This is a genomic window from Henriciella barbarensis, from assembly GCF_003576345.1.
Classification (GTDB): Bacteria; Pseudomonadota; Alphaproteobacteria; order Caulobacterales; family Hyphomonadaceae; genus Henriciella; species Henriciella barbarensis.
The window spans coordinates 78331-98366 of record NZ_QWGB01000005.1 but is presented as its reverse complement, the minus strand read 5'-3'; the positions used below and the strand labels follow the sequence as shown (position 1 = coordinate 98366).

The window sequence follows — 20036 nt, the reverse complement described above, 5'->3', positions numbered from 1 at the left end:
CCCCTCAGCCAGAGATTTACTCGAATAGCCCCGCCCGATAGTCGAAAGCCGATTGTGGAATGTTCTCCCCGCGCGCCCGGCGGGCCTGAAGCCCGGTCAGGTGCGCCGCCCCATCCATCAGGTTGAGCGCGATCTGTTTGACGGTCCGGTTTTCAAGCGCTTCGAGCGGGCTTCCCTTGACCCACTCATTGAAGGCGCCCATCGCCGGGCCGCACCAGATCTGGTAGTCGCGCAGGCGGCTTTCCTCGCCCTCACGGGCCCATTGGGCCCCGAAGAAAAGATACCTGCGGAAGACAAGGGCGAGCTGGTGGCGAAGGTCTGCTTCTGCCTTCTCCAGCTCTTTCGGATTGGTCCCCGCCATGAAGGCGCGGGTCTTTTCCCATGCGGAGGCATAGGTCTCGCCAAGAGCGGCTTCGATGAAGGCCTGCTCCTGCGGTGTGCAGTCGGCAAAGCCTGTACGGGTCCTGTAGATCTCGCGCATCCGGCACCCGCGCATGGCAAAGAGCGTCCCGCGTTTCAGGACCTGAACTTCAACGCCCTGTTCGAACATGTCGGCGGCCGGGGCCATGGCGACGTCAGCCGGACCAGCATCTGCGAGAAGTTTTCGGCCAGCCAGCGAGAGGCCGGATTCGGCAGCGGCCTGATTGACCGAGCCGGTAATGATATAGGCCGCGCCCATCTGGAATGCGGCCGCAGCCGCCCATGGCGTGCCAATCCCGCCACCAAGGCCGATGCGGATATCGTCGCCATTGAGGTTATGGATCTCGCAGACCTCCCGGCGGGCCTGGACCAGCGAGGAAAAGAGCGGCCCGGCGGCGCGGTTGTCCGTATGCCCGCCGCTATCGGCTTCGGCGGTGATGTCGAGGGCGACAGGAACGCTGGCGGCAATCTCTGCCTGCTCTGGCGTAATGTCAGCGCGGGCGACCAGCTGTTTCAGGATCGCGTCTGGCGCGGGGGCCATGAACTGGCGGGCGACCTCAGCGCGGGAGACTTTGGCGAAGACGTGTGTGGAGCGGGTGATGGTACCGTCATCGGCGCGCGAGACGCCGGCGGCGCTGTAGCGCACGATTTCCGGCGACAGCTGCATGAAGGCGGAGGCTGAAACGCGGGCGACACCGCGCGACAGGAAAAGATCGACGACCGCACGCTCATAGCCTGGCTGCTGCGGGGTATGTATGAGATTGGCGCCCCAGGCGGGCGCGCCTTTGCCGAGCGCGGCTTCGATCTCGTCGAGACCTGAGGCGATGGTTTCAGGCTTCAGCCCGGCGCTGCCATAGAAACCGACAAGGCCAGCCTGCGCCGCTGCTATGACCATGCGCGGCGTTGCGATCCCGCGTGCCATTTCGCCAACGATATAGGCAAAGCGGCTGCCATGGATTTTCGTGAAAGCGTGGTCGCCGAGCCAGTCGGCGTAAACGGCGTGAGTCTGCGAAGAGGTGTTCTTGGTTAATGGGGGGTGCCGCGTCTCAACCTTCTTGGCCGGGCCGCTATAATTGCTAGACTCCCAGTGCTGGATCCTCATGCCTCAGCTTTCCCTATAGGCCGAGAAGTAGAACGTGAATTGGGCTCTCTTGCAATGTTCTGGGGACTGATTATCGCGCGTGCAGCGAATGTAATGAAAAACGTGACGCATATGTCACGATTTTTCCAACCTATTGCAAGCACGACAGATTACGAGCTTCCATAGACATGTATGCAGGAGTGAAAACGGGATCAGCCCCAGGCATTGAAGGCGTGGCTGGTCGCGACCGATAGCCTCGAAATCAGCGTACCGCACTGACGGAGGGGCGCTATTAATTCCTGATGCAACCGGTCATAGCCGGTCTCGCTTCGCGCGCCGGTCTCGTAACCTGGTTCGTCGATGTGCTGAAACAGATCAGCCTCTCCGTGTGACGGCGGATAGATTTCTTCAAGAAGATCAGCCGCCTGTTCGATCTGCATGGTGAGAACAAGGGCGATGATATCAGTGCGGCTCGTATCGTGGCGGGCCGAAAGGTCGCTGAGGCGACCGGTCAGGCTAAACGCGTAGAGCATAAGTGCCTGCCGGATGGCGTGGAGGGCGTGGAAATCCAGGCGGCTCTCATGCCGGCTTTCGACACTTGGGGTTTCATCGAGAAAGGCGATAAGACCATCAAACTCTACAAGGTCTACGCTTAGTCGGTTGGCGATTTTCTGCAGGCTGGCAGCAGTCTGGTTCTCGCGGAGCGCTTCGGCAATGCGGCGCATCGGGCCTGCTTGCGAAATGTCGCCATGACGTGAGACGGCGAGCCAGACATGCGGATCGAAAACGCTGGCATAGCCACGCAGCACAGGAAGGCTGGTCAGCATGCGGGCGCGGGTCGCGAGCATGATGAGGGCGTGAAGGCGCGGCGAGGCATTGATGATGTCGCGCATGCGCTCTTTCTCGCGCGGCATGGCAGAGCCAATGCCACAGGCCGAGTTCAGCGGCACACCGAGCTGCTGGAGCATGGCATTATGAGAGATCGCCCGGATGGCCGAGGGCCCGCTTGGGCCGCCTGCGCGCTTTACCGGGCGGGAGCCTGCCTTGACCAGAAAGCCGGATGTGAACCCGCCGAGCATTTCCTCGTAGTCGCGGTCGACGAAGAGCGTCTCATGCCAGCTGCGAAGCGCGCGGTATGCGTCCCAGACAAAGTCGGTCTGAGTGTAGAAGGCATCATCTTCGATAGATGTTGGTTCCGAGAGAATGTGCTCGCAGAAAGCTGCATAGGTGGCGTGCGAGAGTTCTGGCGTCGCGAAATGCAGAAAGCCATCACCGCCCTGGAAGCTCACTTCGTGGATGGGCTGGATATTTCGGGCGAGGAGTTCGCTGCGCGTCCATGGCGTCAGAAGGTGGTTATGACGCTGCTGGAAACTGCCGGGATAAGCGCCGCGGCCAATGGATTCGCCATGCGTATTGAAGACGAGCAGGCCTGTGCCGGGCAGGACGTCGCCGAGCGCGCGCCCGATCAGGCTATGAATGCGCTCGATTGCCATATTGCCGGCGACCTGTCCGATGAACCGCCCGGAGTCGGAAAAGCCAAGCTGGATGGAGAGATAGCCGCGCGTCCTGATATAGTCCCTGAAGGCGTCCTCCTCGAGCAGGCGTTCCACGAACCGCCCACCGGTCTCCAGCGCCTCAGGCGTCTCGAACAGGGGCGAGATGTCGAGGGCGTGATCAACGCCGTACTGACGGGCAAGATGAAGCGCGCCCATGACAGTGGCAGGGTTCTCGCTTTCTGCAATGAGAAAGCGGATCGGGGAGCCTGCATCGATATGTTTGAGGATCTGCGCGCACATCATGAACTGGCGCCGCGCGGTCGACTGTTCGAGGAAGAGGTCCGCGAAATTTACGGGCCTCACTTCGGTCTTTACTGCCATCTTTGAGAGCTTGCTGAGGGCAAGACGGCCAAGCTCGCTGTCTTCGGTTTCAAGGTCGAGGTCGCGTTGCAAGACCGTGCGCACCTGTGCGGCATTTACGCGAAGATGGATCCGGGCGGTGCCAAGCTGCAGCGCATCGATTTCGGCGCGCAGGATCATCAGCGCGGCGGCTGTCTCATCTGGTGTTTCTGCGTCTTTGATGAGCGTCGTCAGCGGATCGCTCAGCGTGACGGCGTCGGTGATCTTGTCATCGGAGGCGGCTGTCAGGAAGTTGGCCGCTTGGCTGAGGACGTTCGGGTCGGACAGGTCCTGACCAAATTTCTCGGCGGCCGCTTCGGTATGGGCCTGCGCAGCGGCTAGCCGTTCCTCAAGAGCCTTAAGCGTCTCGAACTTTGCGAAATTGGAAAGACGTCCGCGATAATAGGCAAGCTGGGCTGCCTTCTCGCGAAGGCGAAGTGTGATTGACTGCGACCAGTGAATATCGGTGCGTCCATCGAGGTCATAGCCAACCCAGCTTGCGAGCGTGGGGAGGACCGGGCGGAGGCTGCGCCAGTCGTCGAGGGACTTTCTGGCCGCGTCCACCATGATACCGGCATAGTGGCCCGCCGCGTCCTGCGCATTCGTAATCGCGTCCTGCGCTTCTTCATGTTCGTGGGTCAGAGTAATCTGGTCCGGCCAGTCCGGCTGCGGATCACTGGCGACCGTTTTTAGCGTGGCAAGTTCGATTTTCCCCGGCTTGCTTGCATAGGCGGCGAAGGCACGGCGCAGGTCCTGTGAAAGCGCAAAGGTGGGATGGGCGGTAAAGACGATGCCGCCAGCATGCCGTGTGACGGTGTGCCGGAAACGCTCCGGGTCCGACTTGGCGAGGGCCGCGAGCTTTGCGCTGACCCCGGCGAAGGCATCCTTCGGTTTGCCGATCTCGGTATGCTGCGACCGAAACTGGTCGGCGCGGTCCTTGAGAAGGTCGAAATGCAGGCCATCTACCGTTTCAGCGACGCTGGAGAGGTCGGTGCGGCCCGCCTCAAGGTCCTGGAAGAGTTGCAGCGCAAAAGAGAAAACCGAATTGGTCAGCGGATCGCGATCAATGCTTTCTGCGTGATCGCGCAGGAATCTGCGGATGCGAGCCGGGTCGAGCGGCGTCTTACGGGTCGGCATGTCGTCGTTCTCCCTGAAAGCGAGATAGCGCTTCGACGTTTATCTTGTTCAGCAGGAGAGTCCGAACGATTTCAGTCAAGACTTCTGACGCCAAACGGCGCTGTTGATCAGTGAAATGCCTGACGACAGCACACATAACGCTAGAGCGACGCCATGATGCCTCTGTTCGGAGCGACCTTGTTGTCGAGAAAATCGCGCCAGATGGCTGCCACTTCGTCCGGGCCTTTGACGCGTTCGATCTCGATTTCCTTGGAGGCGGACCGGGCAAGACGCGCGCTCGCTTCGCTTGCTTTGCCGTACAGCACGCCGGGCCCCCATTCCTTGTCTCGCTTGGCGATCTGTGCCGGCGCGAAAAAGAATTTCGGCTCTGCACCCGGAAGTCCCTTGGCGCGGCCGGCGCTTTCCCAATGAGTGGCGCCGACCATGCAGCTTTCGACCATGTTTTCCTGAAGGTGATTGTGAAGGGTCACGGTGAGGTCGCGGTTACCGGACATGTCGACATAGGCGGTCTTCACGCTCGGGTCGATCTTCTCTTCATCGCCATAGAGCAGGATGTCGTTGCAGCAGCCGAGGCTTTCAACGAAAGCGCGATTGCCCGGCGAGGTAAGGCCGATAACGCGCTGGCCTGCGCTTTCATCCTCATGGATGAACTGGGCAAGTCCGAAGGCCGTCTTGGACGACACAGAGCCGATGACAACCTGGCTGGCCCCGAAATAGTCATTGTCCGTCAGATAATCGTAGAGCACGAAAGACGTGATGAAGAGTGGGAAGTAGAGGCTGCGCTCATCTTCCAGTTTGCGCATGGCTTCGGGTTCACCGGCGAGCCGGCGATACTGGTTGTAGACCGCGGCGAGGTCTGCGCGGTGCGGGGAGGCGTCCATGAAGAAATCATCCTTCACGCGCCCGACCGTCAGGACGGCTTCGCTCGCCATCGGGAAGAAGCCATAGAGGCGCTCACCGACCGCGATATCGGGGCTGCGCGATTCAACGACATCGCCAAAGCCCCAGACCGTGACCTTGCCCCAGCCATCGTCTGCGGGAAAGAAACGCCAATAGCCGATCGCGTCACCAGAGATCGCATAGCTCACATTGTTCGAGGTGATCGCGAACTTGTCGATGGCGACGCGGACCTGTCCGTCCTCAAGCGGGGCTTGGGGCCGGGTAACAGGTTTCGTCTTCCGGTAGTCGCTGCGATTGATCCAGAGCTCACTGACATCAGCCATCGGGTCGGTCCTTCCCTTAAATCTTTTATCCGGCGCAAGAATGAACTGTCTGGGGGCGAGTGCAAGGGGTGGGCGATTTGCTGCCGCGAGGGCAATCCTTCGCAGGGGCGGGCGATTGTCCTATCAAGAGCGGGAAAACATGATTTGAGGAGACGACATGGCCATCAAGACACGGATCACCGAACTGCTCGGCATCGAGCATCCGATCGTTCAAGGGGGTATGCAATGGGTCGGTTATGCGGAAATGGCAGCGCCGGTTTCAAACGCTGGCGGCCTTGGCCTTCTGACCGCGCTGACCCAGCCGACGCCGGAAGACCTCGCCAAGGAAATCCAGCGTACCAAGGACATGACGGACAAGCCGTTCGGCGTGAACCTCACCATCCTGCCGGCCATCAAGCCTCCGCCATATGCCGAGTATCGCCAGGCGATCATCGAGGGCGGGATCAAGATCGTCGAGACCGCTGGCTACAAGCCGCAGGAGCATGTCGACGAATTCAAGAAGCACGGCATCAAGGTCATCCACAAATGTACCGCTGTGCGTCACGCGCTCTCGGCGGAGCGCATGGGCGTAGACGCGATTTCGATCGACGGCTTTGAGTGCGCCGGTCACCCGGGTGAGGACGACATTCCGGGCCTCATCCTGATCCCGGCCGCGGCCGACAAGGTGAAAATCCCGATGCTGGCCTCTGGCGGTATCGGCGATGGCCGTGGTCTTGCTGCGGCTCTGGCGCTCGGCGCCGACGGCATCAATATGGGCACGCGTTTCTGCGTTACGAAAGAGGCGCCGATCCACGAGAACTTCAAGAAGCAGATGGTCGAGAATGATGAGCGCGACACCAAGCTCATCTTCCGCACGCTGCACAACACGGCCCGCGTGATGAAGAACAAGGTGTCGGAAGAGGTCGTCGCGATCGAAGGCAAGGGCGGCGCCAAGTTCGAGGACGTCCAGCACCTCGTCGCAGGTGTCCGTGGCCGCAAGGCGATGGAAGAAGGCGACGCCGATGACGGCATCTGGTCGGCCGGCATGATCCAGGGCCTCATCCACGACATTCCAAGCGTGCAGGAACTGATCGACCGGATCGTTTCCGACGCCGAAGAGATCATCAAGAAGCGGATGTCGAATTTCGTTGTTTCCTGAGCATCCTTTTTTCTTCCTAATGTGATGGGATTAAGAAGGTCATAGACCGATACATTGTTTAGGGGGCGGCTAGCTAACAGCCGCCCCGCGCAGTACAATCGCCTCTAGATGGAAAAGTATATTTACTTGCTGAAGGTTGGGCTCGCTGTAGCGATCTCAAACACTTTTTTTGATTCCAGCTTTTTCTACGAATTTCTTGGAATACCAGCAGCGTATATTGTGGCAGTTCAGGTGTTTATCATATCCGCCGTCCTGCTGATCGTATTTCCAACATGTCTAATTCCGGGTCAGTCTAGAGAAGCTGGCATCGCTAATTACCGAAAAAAACTGAAATTTATGTTATTCGCCCTCGTCTTTAACTTGGGCCTCGCTATTGGCGGGACGCTATTAGTCATCGCGTTGGTAAATTAAGATACCGTCGGCGGTATTGACCAAAAAGTTTCATCTCGTTGCTATTCGCTGAGCAGGATGCCTTTTTCCGTTAGCTCAGAGACGCGGGCCTCATCTGCGCCGATCCAGTCTTTCAAGGCATCGACATTGTGTTCGCCCCGGCGTGGTGGGCGCATGCCTGCGGAGATGCCGCTCTTTGACTGAGAGAATTTATAGGGCGACTGGACCGTGCGGCGTGCATTGCCCTTGTCGTCTTCGACATCGACCAGAACGCCATTCGGCCCGACACTGGTCTGCGAGAAGGATTCCTCGCCAAATTTCCGCACCAGTCCCCAGGCGAGGTTCATCCCGTCCAGCGCCTTGGTGAGCGCCTCAAAGCTTGGATAGGAGAGGATGTGGTCGGTGACGGCCTTGTGGCGCGCAGCGACTTTCTCCTCAAGGCTTGCGCCTTTCGGGGTCGGATCGACGAGCCCCGCCTTTTTGGACAGCACGATCCAGATCCATTTCATGTCAGAGGCAATCAGGATGCGCTTGCCTTCCGGCGCGTCCCAGACCTGGTTTTCCTTCGGCTTCGGCCAGACGCCGTCCAGCGCCCAATGCGCATAGTCATCGGTCGCATGAATGACGTTGATCATTGCAATATCAACATGCTGGCCTTCACCCGTCTTTTCCGCGACGCGCAGGGCGGCGAGCAGGCCAACGAGACCGTGCAGTGAGCTGTAGCTGTCGGCGAGAGAGTATTGGAGGTCAGTTGGGTGCCCGCCGCTGATCTCTGCCTGCCGGGCGATGAGCCCCGCCTCGGCATGCACGACCGGCGCATAGGCGGCGCGCTTTGCCTCTGGCCCCGTCTGGCCGAAGCCAGAGATGGACAGCATGACCAGCTTCGGGTTGACCGCGTGCACGCTCTCCCAGTCGAGACCGAAGCGCTTCATCACGCCGGGGCGGAAATTCTCCACCAGCATGTCGGCTTCCTTGCAAAGCTCCAGCACAAGCTCACGCGCGCCTTCGGCCTTTAGGTCGATACAGATATTCCGCTTGCCGATATTCTGCTGAAGGTAGAAGCCGGCGACGCCTTCATCCGACTTGCCGAAATGGCGTGTCACATCGCCTTCGGGCGGTTCGACCTTGAGGACATCTGCGCCGAGGTCAGACAGCATCCGCGTCGCAAAAGGGCCTGCAAGAACACGTGAAAGATCAAGGACTTTCAGCCCTTCAAGTGGAAATCCCTTTATATCCATGATGCGTGCTTTCTCCAGGTCTTCTCAGGTGCAAGCGTTCTAGACCGAGAGCTTGTCGCCGCACAGGCTGACCCAGCGTCCGGTTACTGCGCCCCCTGCACGCCAAGAAGGATGGCGCCGATCAAGCCGGCATCATCGCCAAGACCCGGTGTGGTGATCAGGTCAGCGGAGGGGGCGTGTTCAAGATAGCCTCTCATCTGCTCGTCATAGGACATGCGGATGCGGGCGATGAGATGAGGGGCAAGCAATAATCCGCCGCCGATCACGATGCGCTCTGGTCGAAAGGTAAGCGTCAAGCTGCGCGCAGCCTGCGCAAGATAGTCGGTTGCCATGTCCCAGACAGGATGGTCGGGGGAGAGGTCTTCCGGCGCACCGGCCCGGGCGCGAATGGCGCGCACCGATGCGAGACCTTCGAGGCAGTCGGGGTGGAAACGGCAGACGCTTTCAAATTCATGGTCGGCAGGGTGGCGGCGTAGGGCGATGTGACCGAATTCCGGGTGCGCTGGGCGACCTAGAAAGCCGCCGTTGGCAAAGAGCCCGGCCCCGATACCTGTCCCGACCGTGACATAGGCAGCTGAGGCGCAGCCCTTCGCGGCGCCTTGTTTCATCTCTGCGAGGAGTGCGCCGTTCACATCAGTATCGACGGTGACGGGCAGGCCGAGCGCATCGGCGAAGCGGGCCCGTAACGGAATGTCGGCCCAGCCGGGCTTCGCAGATCCGGTAATTGTGCCATAGGCGGGCGACGTAGGGTCCACATCTATTGGGCCAAAACTGGCAATACCGAACGTCTTGAGGGTGCCCGCGTGCGCATGAGGGGCGAACCAGTTTGCAGCGGCCGCAAGCGTCTCTTCCGGGGTGGTCACCAATATACGCTGAGTATCGACAAGCGTGCCGGACGCATCGGCGAGGCCGCACTTGAATGTCGTCCCGCCCGCATCGATGCCGCCGTGTAGAAAATTGTCCGACATCCTGCCTTGTGACCCTCAACTCTATCAGACCTGCCAGACTATGCAGCCCGCGCTTCAATGGATAGGTCTTTCCCCGCTTCAAGGAGACAACCCCCATGACCTATTCCGACCAGAAACTTGCCGAGGAAATTGGCGCACGCGTGGAAGCCTTTGTGCGCGATGTCGTGGCGCCGTATGAGCGCGATCCGCGCCTTGGCGAACATGGCCCATCGGAAGAACTGGTCGTCGAGATGAGAGCGAAAGCGCGCAATGCGGGCGTGATGACGCCGCACATCCTGGAAGATGGCGGCCACCTCTCACAGCGCGGGACGGCATATGTGCTTCAGAAGACGGGCCTCTCGCCGCTGGGGCCTGTGGCCTGCAATACGGGAGCGCCGGATGAAGGGAACATGTTTCTACTCGGCAAGGTCGCGACGCCAGAGCAGCATGAGCGCTTCCTGCAGCCGTTGGTTTCCGGCGAGGCGCGCTCTGCCTTTTTCATGACCGAGCCAGCCGCCGACGGCGGGGCAGGGTCTGACCCGTCCATGATGCAGACGACCTGCGTGCAGGATGGCAATCACTGGGTCATCAACGGCCGCAAGACGTTCATTACAGGCGCTGAGGGCGCAAAGGTCGGGATCATCATGGGCAAGTCTGAGGAGGGCGCGTGCATGTTCCTCGTCGACCTGCCGGACCCGGCGATCCGGATCGAGCGGGTGCTGGACACAATCGATAACTCTATGCCGGGCGGGCATTCCGAGGTCGTGATCGACAATCTCCGCGTGCCAGCCTCTGACATGCTGGGTAATCCCGGCGAGGGGTTCCGCTATGCGCAGATCCGGCTGGCGCCCGCGCGCCTGTCGCACTGCATGCGGTGGCACGGCGTGGCGACAAGGGCGCAGGAGATTGCGACCGAATATGCCTGCAGGCGTCAGGCCTTTGGCAAGCTGCTCGTGGACCATGAGGGCGTCGGTTTCATGCTGGCCGAAAACCAGATCGACCTGCAGCAATCCTCGCTGATGATAGACTGGTGCGCGGACGCGCTGGACCGCGGCGAGAATGGCAATGTCGAAAGCTCCATGGCCAAGGTCGCTGTGTCGGAAGCGCTGTTCCGGGTTGCAGACCGCTGCGTCCAGGTGATGGGCGGCATGGGTGTCAGCCGCGATACAATCGTGGAACAGCTATTCCGCGAAGTTCGGGCTTTCCGCATTTATGATGGCCCGACCGAAGTGCACAAATGGTCGCTGGCGAAAAAGATCAAAAAGGCTGAGCTGGTCCGCACTGGCGTAAAATAGGCGCCTGCCGCCTTGATTCATGAAAGAGAGGTCTAGCGCCCTCTGCCGCCTGCCTGAGAGGCAGGGCAGAGGAACGTTGTCTCATACGCGCCCGTTTCCCTGACATGAAACGTTCAAGAACGAAGGCGCAAATTGAGAGACTCTTCGCCTCTGAGAGACAGAGAATGGTGCGACGCCAGATCAAGGCGCGCGGGATACGTGACAAGGCGTTGCTGCGCGCAATGAAAGAGGTGCCGCGCGAGCTTTTTGTGCCGGAAAATCTGAGAGAATTTTCCTATGACGATGCCCCGCTGCCGATCGGGGAAGCCCAGACGATTTCGCAGCCCTATATGGCCGCCCTGATGATCAGGGCAGCGGGACTGACGGCGACATCACGCGTCCTCGAAATCGGGGCAGGGTCTGGCTACTGCGTGGCGATCATGTCGCGCCTGGCAGCCAAGGTGTTCGCCATAGAACGAAACGAGGCCTTGGCGCGCGAGCTTCCGCGTCGTCTCGCTGAACTCAACTGTGAGAATATCGAGATCCGCAGCGGCGATGGGTCTGCAGGCTGGGTCGAGAAAGCTCCATTTGACGCGATAATCGTATCAGCGGTTGCGCCACGCATTGCCCAGCCCCTCTTAAGCCAGCTTGCACAAGGTGGCCGGCTAATCGTCCCCGTTGCAGGCAGACATGACGAGCAGAGGCTGCTGCAGATTACAAGAAGCGGTGAAGACGACTTCTCGGAAGAAGACTTGGGTAGGGTTCAATTTGTGCCGCTCGTAGGCGAAGAAGCGTTTGCGCCCTCGGGGTAGACGCGGCCACCTTGTCTGCGCTGCAGCAAGGACGGGGTGGATCGTTAACAGGCAAAGGCGTTATAGGAGCGTTCGCAATCGAGCCGGACCAGATCTGAATGCCAGGAACCAGCACATACCCGACACCCACCACCTACCGGTTCTCGGTCGCGCCGATGATGGACTGGACGGACCGGCATTGCCGGATGTTCCATCGTGCGCTTTCGAAGGATGCGCTGCTCTGGACCGAGATGGTGACCGCCGATGCGGTGATCCATGGCGACCGTGAGCGCCTGATAGGGTTCAGTGCTGCCGAACATCCTCTGGTGCTTCAGCTTGGCGGGTCGGACCCGGCCAAGCTGGCAGAGGCAAGTCGGATCGCCGAAGAATTCGGATATGACGAGGTCAACATCAATTGCGGCTGTCCGTCGGACAGGGTGCAGTCCGGGCGGTTCGGTGCCTGCCTTATGCAGGAGCCTTCGACAGTGGCGGCCTGCGTGGCGGCGATGCGCAATGCCGTTTCCATTCCGGTGACCGTGAAATGCCGGGTGGCCGTCGATGACGATCCGCCGCGCGAGACGCTCTTCGGTTTTGTCGATCAGGTCGCGGATGCAGGCTGTGAGGTGTTCACCGTCCATGCGCGGAAAGCCTGGCTATCGGGCCTTAGCCCCAAGGAGAACCGGGACATCCCGCCACTCGACTATGGCCTGGTGGCAGATCTGAAGGCAGAGCGCCCGGACCTGACGCTGATCCTCAATGGCGGGATCAAGACAATGGCGGACGCCGCCGCCCATCTCCAGACGTTCGACGGTGTCATGCTGGGGCGTGCTGCCTATCAGACGCCCTCCTGCCTACTGTCGGCTGACCAGCTAATCCATGATGGTACAGGCGATGACACGTTCGATATGGCGGGGGCACTGACAGCGCTTGAACGCTACAGACCATACATGGCAGCGCGGCTGGATGAGGGGATAAAGCTTTCATCGATGACACGGCACATGTTGGGACTGTTTGCTGGCCAGCCGGGTGCGCGTGCATGGCGCCGTACTCTTTCGGAAAAGGCCGTCAAAGAAGGTGCCGGTCTGGACATTCTTGACGAGGCCCTGTCGCATGTCGCGGGCATGGAGGTCGACGCCTGATGGACGCATTTCTCGCCGAGTATGGCGTGCTTATTATTTCCCTGATTGCGGCCGGTGTCCTTGCGGGTTTGGCGGCGGGCCTGTTCGGCATTGGTGGCGGCGCGGTCATTGTGCCGGTCCTCTATTTTCTGCTGACCGCGCTCGGCTATGAGCAAACCGCGATGCATGTCGCCGTTGCGACATCGCTTGCGACGATCATCCTGACGTCCATCCGTTCTGTCATGTCTCACAATCAGCACGGCGCTGTGGACTGGTCCGTTCTCAAGGGGTGGGCGCCATGGATCGTGATCGGCGCCTGTTTGGGGCAACTGGTTGCGGGGTTTGTCTCGAAAGATGCCCTGACGCTGACCTTCGGCTCGCTTCTGCTCATCCTTGCGCTGCAGCTCTATTTTGGCCGCCCGACATGGAAGCTTGCTGAAGACCTTCCCGGCGGCGCGCCGCGTGCAGGTCTTGGCACCGGGCTTGGCACTTTGTCGGCAATCATGGGTATTGGCGGTGGCACGTTCGGGGTCAGCCTGATGACGATCTGCGGTCGCCCGATCCATCAGGCAGTTGGCACGGCTGCGGGCTTTGGTGTCGCGATTGGTCTACCGGGCGCCATCGTGGCGATCCTGAACGGCCTCGGCCGTGAGGGCCTTCCGCCATTTTCGCTCGGCCATGTGAACCTGCCGGCCTTTGCGCTGATCTCTGTCTGCACGGTCACCATGGCGCCGATTGGCGCCGCGCTCGCCCACAAGCTGGACGCAGGCCTATTGCGCAAGCTGTTCGGGCTTCTACTGGTTCTCGTTTCAGTGCGGATGATCTGGAAGACTATTGCCGGATGATCAGCCGGTCACTGCGAAACTCATAGGAATAAAGCTCGCGCAGGAAGCTCATGCCGAGCAATGACTGTGTCAGCACATCTTTCATGACAACGCCGCGGACATCACGCACTTCCACTTCGCCAATCCTGATGGAGTCGATGACGACGTCAGCACCATAAGTGATGCCGCCAGCGGTGCGGATTTCGATATCGTAGGTCAGAGCGCGTGGCCGCAGCCCCATTTTCTGGGCATCGTCCTGCGTCAGCGCGACTGTGCTGGCGCCGGTGTCGACCATGAAGTCGACGCTGGCCTTGCGATTGACAAGTGTGCGGGCCCAGTAGTGACCGTCTGATTTGATGAGCATGACGGCAGTCCGGCGCATCTCGCCAGGATCTGCAGTCTCGACGACGTTCACGGTCTCTGCGGCCCGCGCTTCGGAAGCAGCCTCGGCATTTTCAATCTTCGGAACCAGGATGAGCACTAGCGCTGCCGCAATCGCACCGGCGCTGACCATCAGGCTTAGGAATTTATGGTTCATCTGATGTGCGTCCTCGCCTCAGCCGAGTTTTCCGAGCGACTGAAGACGCTCCATCCGCTCGTCGAGCTCCTGCATGATCTCATCGCGCTGTTCAGTGGGCAAGCTCGACCAGCTTCCGATTTCACGCAGAGTCCGTCCGCAACCGAGGCAGAGCCCGGTCTGTCCGTCTACGGCGCAAACTTTCTTGCACGGGGACACGATTGGCGTGGGTCGGGGTGTGGTCATCAGGGCCTGTTCTTCAGCAGCAAATGGACTATGTCAAAAATTCACGAAAGTTTCGTTGACTTCGACGGCTGGATCATGCGGTTTCCCGTTAAATCCAGTGAGAGGGAATCGTGTGAGCAAAGCGCTTGAATCTTCTACACCTTTCAGTGACGTGCGCGAGCTCGCTATGCGCGATATCGCACCAGATGCGTCCAGCAGTGAACAGGTGCACAACGCGCTGCTCGGCATGGGACGGCAGGGCGATTTCGGCAAGCTGGGCAACGCTGCCGAGTGGTTGGCCGGTTGGCAGCGGCGGTATCCGCCGCGGATCGAAAACGCGACTCTGGCCGTCTTTGCAGGCTCTCATGGCGTGACAGCGCTCGACGGCGCCGTTTCGCTATCGTCTGACGAAAATACCAAGACGCGGGTCGAGGACCTGCGCGCGGGCCGGTCGCCGCTTTCTGCCATCGCCGCCGCCAATGAGGCAAACATACGCATTTTTGAGCTGGCAATCGAAAAGCCTACGGCGAACTTTACCGATGACGCCGCCATGAGTGAACGCGAGTGCGCAGCGACGATCGCTTATGGTTTCGAGGCACTGGAAGGTAAACCGGATTTGCTGGCGCTCGGGGTTGTCGGGGCCGGTATCGGTACTGCAGCTGCTGCAGTGGCGTGCGGGCTGTATGGCGGCACGCCAGAATACTGGGTCAGACCCGGCCCATCCACGCCGAAGGAAATCAGCGCCGCTCGCATCAAGACAGTGAACGCTGGCCTTGCCCGGCACCGTGGCCATCTGGATGACCCGCTGGAGGCGCTTCGTTGTCTTGGCGGGCGCGAACTGGCCGCCTGCGTCGGAGCGATCCTGGCCGCGCGCATCCAGTCTGTGCCAGTCGTTCTCGACGGCTTCGCAACGACAATTGCTGCCGGTATCGTCCATGCGATGAACCCGAGTGCCGTCGAGCATGTGCTGGCAGGCCATGTCACCCGCCGACCGGCCCATCAGGCCGCCCTGGACCGCCTGGACATGACCCCGCTTCTGCCCATGGAATTCAACACGGGCGGCGGAATGGGATCGGTTGCGGCAATTGGCCTCCTGCGGACAGCTTGCGCGCCGTTCCTGGGAAAACCGGACCAGTCAGGCAACTGATTACTGCCTTTTAGGTGCGACATGATTTACGTTGACGTTCGCGTCACCTTGCTTTCGTCGAAGGCGGGAGGCAGAAGACCTGCGTAAGAGCAAAAAACACTAGAGGAGCGCGCACATGAATCTGGAATTCACGCCCGAAGAAGTGGCCTTCCGCAAGGAAGTCCGCGAATTTATCGAGAACAATTATCCTGAGCAACTCCGCGGCGTTGGCGCGCGCGAGGATCTCAACAAGGAAGACATGCTGGCCTGGCACCAGATCCTCGGCCAGAAGGGCTGGTCTGTCCCTGCATGGCCGGAAAAATATGGCGGTACCGGCTGGACCCCGACGCAGAAATATATCTGGTCGGAAGAGAACGCCCGCATGGATACGATCATGCCGCTGCCTTTCGGCGTCTCCATGGTCGGCCCTGTGATCTACACATTCGGGTCCGAAGAAATGAAGGCCAAGCACCTTCCGGGTATCCGTGATGGTTCTGTCTGGTGGTGTCAGGGGTATTCCGAGCCGGGCGCCGGCTCTGACCTTGCCTCGCTCAAGACGACGGCAGTTCGCGATGGCGACCACTATGTGATCAACGGTCAGAAGACCTGGACCACGCTGGCCCAGCACGCTGACTGGGGTTTCTTCCTTTGCCGTACGGACCCGAACGCAGCCAAGCCGCAGGAAGGCATCTCCTTTATCCTGGCCGACATGAATACGCCGGGCATCGAAGTGAAGCCGATCAAGACGATTGATGGCGGTGTCGAGGTCAACGAGACGTGGCTCACGGATGTCCGCGTGCCGGTCGAGAACCTTGTCGGCAAGGAAAACGAAGGTTGGACCTACGCCAAGTTCCTGCTGGCGCACGAGCGTTCTGGCATCGCTGGCGTCGCCCGCTCCAAGCGCGGTGTCGAAAAGCTTCGCCAGATTGCTTCGACAGAGCTGCTCGAAGGCAAGCCGCTGATCAATGATGACGACTTCCTGCGTAAAGTCTCGCAGCTTGAAATCGACCTCACGGCACTGGAATTCACCGAACTGCGCACACTGGCCGGTGAAGCACAGGGCAAGGGTCCCGGACCGGAAAGCTCCATCCTCAAGGTGAAGGGCACCGAGATCCAGCAGCGCCTGACCGAGCTCACGCTTGAAGCTGTCGGCCACTATGGTCACCCATATTTCCGCGGTTTTCCGGAAGACGGCTCCAACGAATTCCCGATCGGCCCGGACTATGCCCATCAGGCAGCGCCGAGCTATTTCAACATGCGCAAGACGTCGATCTATGGCGGCTCCAACGAGATCCAGCGCAACATCATCACGAAGATGATCCTGGGGCTCTAGTCATGACGGCCCGGGCAGCAATCGCTTCACTCAGTATCGCAATTGCTGCCCCGGCTCTTCCCGCTGCAGGTCAGGACGTTCCTGACGTTGAGGCAGGCGTATCCCTTTTCTGGGTCAGCCATTATGACGGCTATGATTCAAGCTATCGGGAACGCATTGTGGCAGCAGGTGACGATTGGGCGATCTACCAGCTTCTGGAAGATGAGCGGCTTTCTGAGAGCGACGAAGTCGGTCCAGACGATTTCTACGCTCTCTTTTCCGGCATCGACTATCGCGGCTGTAGCGAAGACGAGATGCCGGATCAGGCGGAACGCGGCCGACTGGCCGCGCTTTTCCCGCTTACAGAGGGGGGCGTTATGGAAGAGACGACCTTTTCGGGCGGCCCCGTCATCCGGATCGGCGCGCGCGAAGACTTCTTCCTGATGGGGGAGAGTGTCAGCGTAAACAAGGTTGTGTTCGATTATCCAGAGGATGACGAAGCGCACGAAGATGAGACAATGTTCGTGCTGACTGAAAAGCCCTACACGGTTGGGTTGGATTGGGGTGAAAGTGGCAAGGACCGCGTCACGCTGATCGCGCAATCGAATGAAATACAAGACGTGCCGTCGCCCGAAATGCTCGGGAACTGCGCGGCACTTCTGAACTAGACAAAATCAAGGAAATTCCGGAGGAGACCGTAATGGATTTCAATTTCTCAGACGAACAGACAATGATCCGCGACAGCCTCGCAAGGCTGCTGCGCGATCAGTATGATTTCGACACACGCCGTAAGGTGACTGGTAGCGAGGCCGGCTGGCGCCCGGAAATGTGGCAGCAGTTCGCAGAGCTCGGCCTGCTTGCGGCGCCTTTCTCTGAAGAAGATGGCGGCCTTGGCGGCGGATCGATCGACTCGATGGTCATCATGGAAGAGTTCGGCAAGGCGCTGGTCGTTGAGCCTTATGTGCCAACCATCGTTTGCGCAGGCGGCTTCCTGAAGCATGCTGGCACGCCAGAACAGAAGTCCGAGCATCTCGAAGCCATCATTGGCGGCGAGCGTGTGTTTGCTTTCGCTTATGCAGAGCCGCGCGGGCGCTATGACCTCAATGATCTCGAGACCACGGCGAAGAAAGATGGCGATGCCTACACGCTGAACGGCCACAAGGCTGTCGTCGTTGGCGCGCCATGGGCAAGCCACCTCATCGTGACGGCGCGCACCTCCGGCGACCGGCGCGACAAGGATGGCATCTCGGTCTTCATCGTCGAAAAGGATGCAAAGGGCGTCACCACGCGCGATTACCCGACTGTCGACGGCCGCCGTGCTTCGGAAGTCTATTTCGAGAACGTCACTGTGCCAGCCGGCAACCTGATCGGCGAGGAAGGCAAGGCCCTGCCGCTGATCGAGCGTATCGTGGACGAGGCGACGGTTGCGGTCTGCGCCGAAGCCATGGGCGCCATGGGCGTCGCGCACAAGCAGACGGTTGAATACTCCAAGCAGCGCAAGCAGTTCGGTATCGCCATCGGCAAGTTCCAGGTGCTCCAGCACCGCATGGTCGACATGTTCATGGAGCATGAGCAGTCGATTTCCATGACCTATATGGCGACGCTGAAACTCGACGAAGACGAAGTGACCCGCAAGAAAGCCGTCTCTGCGGCCAAGGTCCGCATCGGCCAGGGCGGCCGTTTCGTTGGTCAGGAAGCCATTCAGATCCATGGCGGTATGGGCATGACGGACGAGCTGGCGGTTGGCCATTATTTCAAGCGCCTCACCATGATCGACAGCGAGTATGGCAATGTGGACTTCCACATGCGCCGCTACTCGCGCCTCAGCGGCGAAGATCAGGCGATGGCTGCCGAATAGGTACCGTCCACAAGCTTGACGAAAAGGCCCGGCCTGCAACACTGCAGGCCGGGTTTTTCTTTTGGGGACGGGAAGATGAAACAGGTTTCGATTGCGTTTGCTGCCTTGGCCGCTCTGGTTGCAGGCTTGGGCGCCCCGCCGGTGGCAAGCGCACAGGACACCGGCGAGGCTGCGCCGCAGCCTGCGCAATCGTCCTGTGAAGGCGACGTGTATGACGATTTTGATTTCTGGCTGGGCGAGTGGGATGTCACCACACCGGACGGGCAGGTCGCAGGCACCAATTCGATCACGAAAGCCGAAGACGGCTGTCTCTTGATCGAGCGTTGGACGGGCGCGCAGGGGACGACCGGGCAAAGCTATAATTTCTACGATACTGGCCTTCAGAAATGGCGCCAGGTCTGGGTCGCTCGCGGCGCGACGATCGATTATGCAGGCAAACTGACCGAGGACGGCGAAATGCGCCTCGAAGGCAAGATCGCCTATCGCAATGGCACGACAGCCCCTTTTCGTGGCAGCTGGACCCCTGAACCGAACGGAAGCGTCACGCAGCGCTTTCAACAATTCAATTCTCAGACTGACGGGTGGGATGACTGGTTCACGGGTGTCTATCGCCCGAAGCCAAGGGCTGAATAAGACGCGGGTGCCTACTCGACATGATCTCGCAGCTGCCATAGTCCCGGTCAGGAAAACCAGACACTGCGTCAGACATTGAGGGAGACACCATGTCCGTCATCAAGCTCGAGAAATCCGGATCCATTGCAACGCTGACGCTGACGCGTCCGGACATGATGAATGCCCTCGGCCAGGAAGGTGACGGCCCGGCCGTCGCGGCCGCCTGCGCAGAGATCGAAGCTGATCCGGATATCCGTGTAGCGATCCTTACGGGTGAAGGCCGCGCCTTCTCCGCTGGCGGCGACGTGAAAGCCATGCGCGACAAGACCGGTGCTTTCGGCGGCAGCCCGAACCAGATTCGCAATGGCTATCGCCGTAATATCCATATGGTCGTCAAGTCGCTCTACAATCTGGAAGTCCCGCTGATCTCTGCCGTGAATGGCGCGGCGATCGGCCTTGGCTGTGACGTCGCCTGTATGGCGGATGTTCGGATCGCGTCGGACAAGGCGAAGTTCGGCGTCACATTCCTGAAGCTTGGTCTTATCCCGGGTGATGGTGGCGCATGGCTCCTTCCGCGGATCGTAGGCAATGCCCGCGCAGCCCAGCTTCTCTTCACTGGCGATGTGATCGATGCTGAAACCGCGCTCGACTGGGGGCTGATCTCAGAGGTCCACACGCCGGAGGCTCTGATGGACGCCGCCATGGCGCTCGCAGAGCGGATGGCTGTCCAGCCGCCGCAGGCGCTGCGCCTCGCAAAGACCCTCCTGCGTCACGGCCAGTCTGCCTCCTACGACACGATCATGGAGCTTTCAGCTGCCTCGCAAGCCCTGATGCACGAGACCGAGGACCATATGGAAGGCGTTCACGCTATCCTCGAAAAGCGCGCGCCGAAGTTCGAAGGCAAGTAGGG

Annotated in this window: 18 protein-coding genes; 11 read left to right on the top strand and 7 right to left on the bottom strand. The window is 60.1% G+C overall.

Annotated elements, in window-relative coordinates:
* Positions 1-16: 16 nt before the first annotated feature.
* The 3 genes from D1224_RS03290 to D1224_RS03280 all read right to left on the bottom strand — a co-directional run bounded on the left by D1224_RS03290 (position 17) and on the right by D1224_RS03280 (position 5756).
* A complete protein-coding gene (locus D1224_RS03290) occupies positions 17-1522 on the bottom strand; it encodes a PfaD family polyunsaturated fatty acid/polyketide biosynthesis protein (RefSeq protein ID WP_119378503.1) in 1506 nt (501 codons plus the stop codon).
* Positions 1523-1713: 191 nt separating this feature from the next.
* Complete coding sequence (locus D1224_RS03285) at positions 1714-4533, bottom strand: phosphoenolpyruvate carboxylase (RefSeq protein WP_119378502.1); 2820 nt, start codon at positions 4531-4533, stop codon at positions 1714-1716.
* Positions 4534-4673: 140 nt separating this feature from the next.
* Positions 4674-5756: a DUF2855 family protein gene (locus D1224_RS03280; protein ID WP_119378501.1), complete on the bottom strand. Its 1083-nt coding sequence runs from the start codon at positions 5754-5756 to the stop codon at positions 4674-4676.
* 157 nt (positions 5757-5913) lie between these two features.
* Between D1224_RS03280 and D1224_RS03275 the strand changes: the two genes are divergently transcribed.
* On the top strand, positions 5914-6894 hold the full coding sequence (locus D1224_RS03275; protein WP_119378500.1) for an NAD(P)H-dependent flavin oxidoreductase: 981 nt from the start codon (positions 5914-5916) through the stop codon (positions 6892-6894).
* A gap of 452 nt (positions 6895-7346) precedes the next feature.
* On the opposite strand, the gene D1224_RS03265 is transcribed toward D1224_RS03275, so the two are convergent.
* Both D1224_RS03265 and D1224_RS03260 read right to left on the bottom strand, forming a co-directional pair.
* The gene (locus D1224_RS03265; RefSeq protein WP_119378498.1) at positions 7347-8522 is read right to left on the bottom strand and encodes a CaiB/BaiF CoA transferase family protein; all 1176 of its coding nucleotides are present in this window, start codon (positions 8520-8522) and stop codon (positions 7347-7349) included.
* An 83-nt stretch (positions 8523-8605) separates the two neighbouring features.
* Positions 8606-9490, bottom strand: a complete 885-nt coding sequence (locus D1224_RS03260; protein ID WP_119378497.1) for an ROK family protein — start codon at positions 9488-9490, stop codon at positions 8606-8608.
* A 95-nt stretch (positions 9491-9585) separates the two neighbouring features.
* Between D1224_RS03260 and D1224_RS03255 the strand changes: the two genes are divergently transcribed.
* The 4 genes from D1224_RS03255 (at position 9586) to D1224_RS03240 (ending at position 13497) form a co-directional block, all read left to right on the top strand.
* Positions 9586-10764, top strand: a complete 1179-nt coding sequence (locus D1224_RS03255) for an acyl-CoA dehydrogenase family protein (RefSeq protein WP_119378496.1) — start codon at positions 9586-9588, stop codon at positions 10762-10764.
* 104 nt (positions 10765-10868) lie between these two features.
* Positions 10869-11555 (top strand): protein-L-isoaspartate(D-aspartate) O-methyltransferase, encoded by a 687-nt coding sequence (locus D1224_RS03250; RefSeq protein WP_119378495.1) that lies wholly within the window; start codon positions 10869-10871, stop codon positions 11553-11555.
* Positions 11556-11653: 98 nt separating this feature from the next.
* Positions 11654-12673, top strand: coding sequence for a tRNA dihydrouridine(20/20a) synthase DusA (gene dusA, locus D1224_RS03245; protein WP_119378494.1), 1020 nt, complete (start codon positions 11654-11656; stop codon positions 12671-12673).
* Positions 12673-13497, top strand: a complete 825-nt coding sequence (locus D1224_RS03240; RefSeq protein ID WP_119378493.1) for a sulfite exporter TauE/SafE family protein — start codon at positions 12673-12675, stop codon at positions 13495-13497. Before dusA ends, D1224_RS03240 begins: the two co-directional genes overlap by 1 nt.
* Here the strand turns inward: D1224_RS03240 and D1224_RS03235 are convergent.
* Together D1224_RS03235 and D1224_RS03230 are read right to left on the bottom strand one after the other, a co-directional pair.
* Positions 13484-14014, bottom strand: coding sequence for a retropepsin-like aspartic protease family protein (locus tag D1224_RS03235; protein ID WP_119378492.1), 531 nt, complete (start codon positions 14012-14014; stop codon positions 13484-13486). The genes D1224_RS03240 and D1224_RS03235 overlap by 14 nt on opposite strands.
* An 18-nt stretch (positions 14015-14032) precedes the next feature.
* A complete protein-coding gene (locus D1224_RS03230) occupies positions 14033-14239 on the bottom strand; it encodes a DUF1289 domain-containing protein (RefSeq protein ID WP_119378491.1) in 207 nt (68 codons plus the stop codon).
* A 112-nt stretch (positions 14240-14351) separates the two neighbouring features.
* Between D1224_RS03230 and D1224_RS03225 the strand changes: the two genes are divergently transcribed.
* The 6 genes from D1224_RS03225 to D1224_RS03200 all read left to right on the top strand — a co-directional run bounded on the left by D1224_RS03225 (position 14352) and on the right by D1224_RS03200 (position 20034).
* The gene (locus D1224_RS03225) at positions 14352-15365 is read left to right on the top strand and encodes a nicotinate-nucleotide--dimethylbenzimidazole phosphoribosyltransferase (RefSeq protein WP_119378490.1); all 1014 of its coding nucleotides are present in this window, start codon (positions 14352-14354) and stop codon (positions 15363-15365) included.
* Between the two features lie 115 nt (positions 15366-15480).
* A complete protein-coding gene (locus tag D1224_RS03220) occupies positions 15481-16677 on the top strand; it encodes an acyl-CoA dehydrogenase family protein (RefSeq protein WP_119378489.1) in 1197 nt (398 codons plus the stop codon).
* Positions 16678-16679: 2 nt separating this feature from the next.
* Complete coding sequence (locus tag D1224_RS03215; protein WP_119378488.1) at positions 16680-17324, top strand: hypothetical protein; 645 nt, start codon at positions 16680-16682, stop codon at positions 17322-17324.
* A gap of 32 nt (positions 17325-17356) precedes the next feature.
* On the top strand, positions 17357-18514 hold the full coding sequence (locus D1224_RS03210) for an acyl-CoA dehydrogenase family protein (RefSeq protein WP_119378487.1): 1158 nt from the start codon (positions 17357-17359) through the stop codon (positions 18512-18514).
* Positions 18515-18589: 75 nt separating this feature from the next.
* Complete coding sequence (locus D1224_RS03205; RefSeq protein WP_119378486.1) at positions 18590-19147, top strand: hypothetical protein; 558 nt, start codon at positions 18590-18592, stop codon at positions 19145-19147.
* An 89-nt stretch (positions 19148-19236) separates the two neighbouring features.
* Positions 19237-20034: a crotonase/enoyl-CoA hydratase family protein gene (locus tag D1224_RS03200; protein ID WP_119378485.1), complete on the top strand. Its 798-nt coding sequence runs from the start codon at positions 19237-19239 to the stop codon at positions 20032-20034.
* Positions 20035-20036 lie beyond the last annotated feature (2 nt).

Coding starts and splice junctions, on each gene's coding strand:
- D1224_RS03290 (WP_119378503.1), bottom strand. CDS start 1,522: ATGAGGATCCAGCACTGGGAGTCTAGCAATTATAGCGGCCCGGCCAAG.
- D1224_RS03285 (WP_119378502.1), bottom strand. CDS start 4,533: ATGCCGACCCGTAAGACGCCGCTCGACCCGGCTCGCATCCGCAGATTC.
- D1224_RS03280 (WP_119378501.1), bottom strand. CDS start 5,756: ATGGCTGATGTCAGTGAGCTCTGGATCAATCGCAGCGACTACCGGAAG.
- D1224_RS03275 (WP_119378500.1), top strand. CDS start 5,914: ATGGCCATCAAGACACGGATCACCGAACTGCTCGGCATCGAGCATCCG.
- D1224_RS03265 (WP_119378498.1), bottom strand. CDS start 8,522: ATGGATATAAAGGGATTTCCACTTGAAGGGCTGAAAGTCCTTGATCTT.
- D1224_RS03260 (WP_119378497.1), bottom strand. CDS start 9,490: ATGTCGGACAATTTTCTACACGGCGGCATCGATGCGGGCGGGACGACA.
- D1224_RS03255 (WP_119378496.1), top strand. CDS start 9,586: ATGACCTATTCCGACCAGAAACTTGCCGAGGAAATTGGCGCACGCGTG.
- D1224_RS03250 (WP_119378495.1), top strand. CDS start 10,869: ATGAAACGTTCAAGAACGAAGGCGCAAATTGAGAGACTCTTCGCCTCT.
- dusA (WP_119378494.1), top strand. CDS start 11,654: ATGCCAGGAACCAGCACATACCCGACACCCACCACCTACCGGTTCTCG.
- D1224_RS03240 (WP_119378493.1), top strand. CDS start 12,673: ATGGACGCATTTCTCGCCGAGTATGGCGTGCTTATTATTTCCCTGATT.
- D1224_RS03235 (WP_119378492.1), bottom strand. CDS start 14,014: ATGAACCATAAATTCCTAAGCCTGATGGTCAGCGCCGGTGCGATTGCG.
- D1224_RS03230 (WP_119378491.1), bottom strand. CDS start 14,239: ATGACCACACCCCGACCCACGCCAATCGTGTCCCCGTGCAAGAAAGTT.
- D1224_RS03220 (WP_119378489.1), top strand. CDS start 15,481: ATGAATCTGGAATTCACGCCCGAAGAAGTGGCCTTCCGCAAGGAAGTC.
- D1224_RS03215 (WP_119378488.1), top strand. CDS start 16,680: ATGACGGCCCGGGCAGCAATCGCTTCACTCAGTATCGCAATTGCTGCC.
- D1224_RS03210 (WP_119378487.1), top strand. CDS start 17,357: ATGGATTTCAATTTCTCAGACGAACAGACAATGATCCGCGACAGCCTC.
- D1224_RS03205 (WP_119378486.1), top strand. CDS start 18,590: ATGAAACAGGTTTCGATTGCGTTTGCTGCCTTGGCCGCTCTGGTTGCA.
- D1224_RS03200 (WP_119378485.1), top strand. CDS start 19,237: ATGTCCGTCATCAAGCTCGAGAAATCCGGATCCATTGCAACGCTGACG.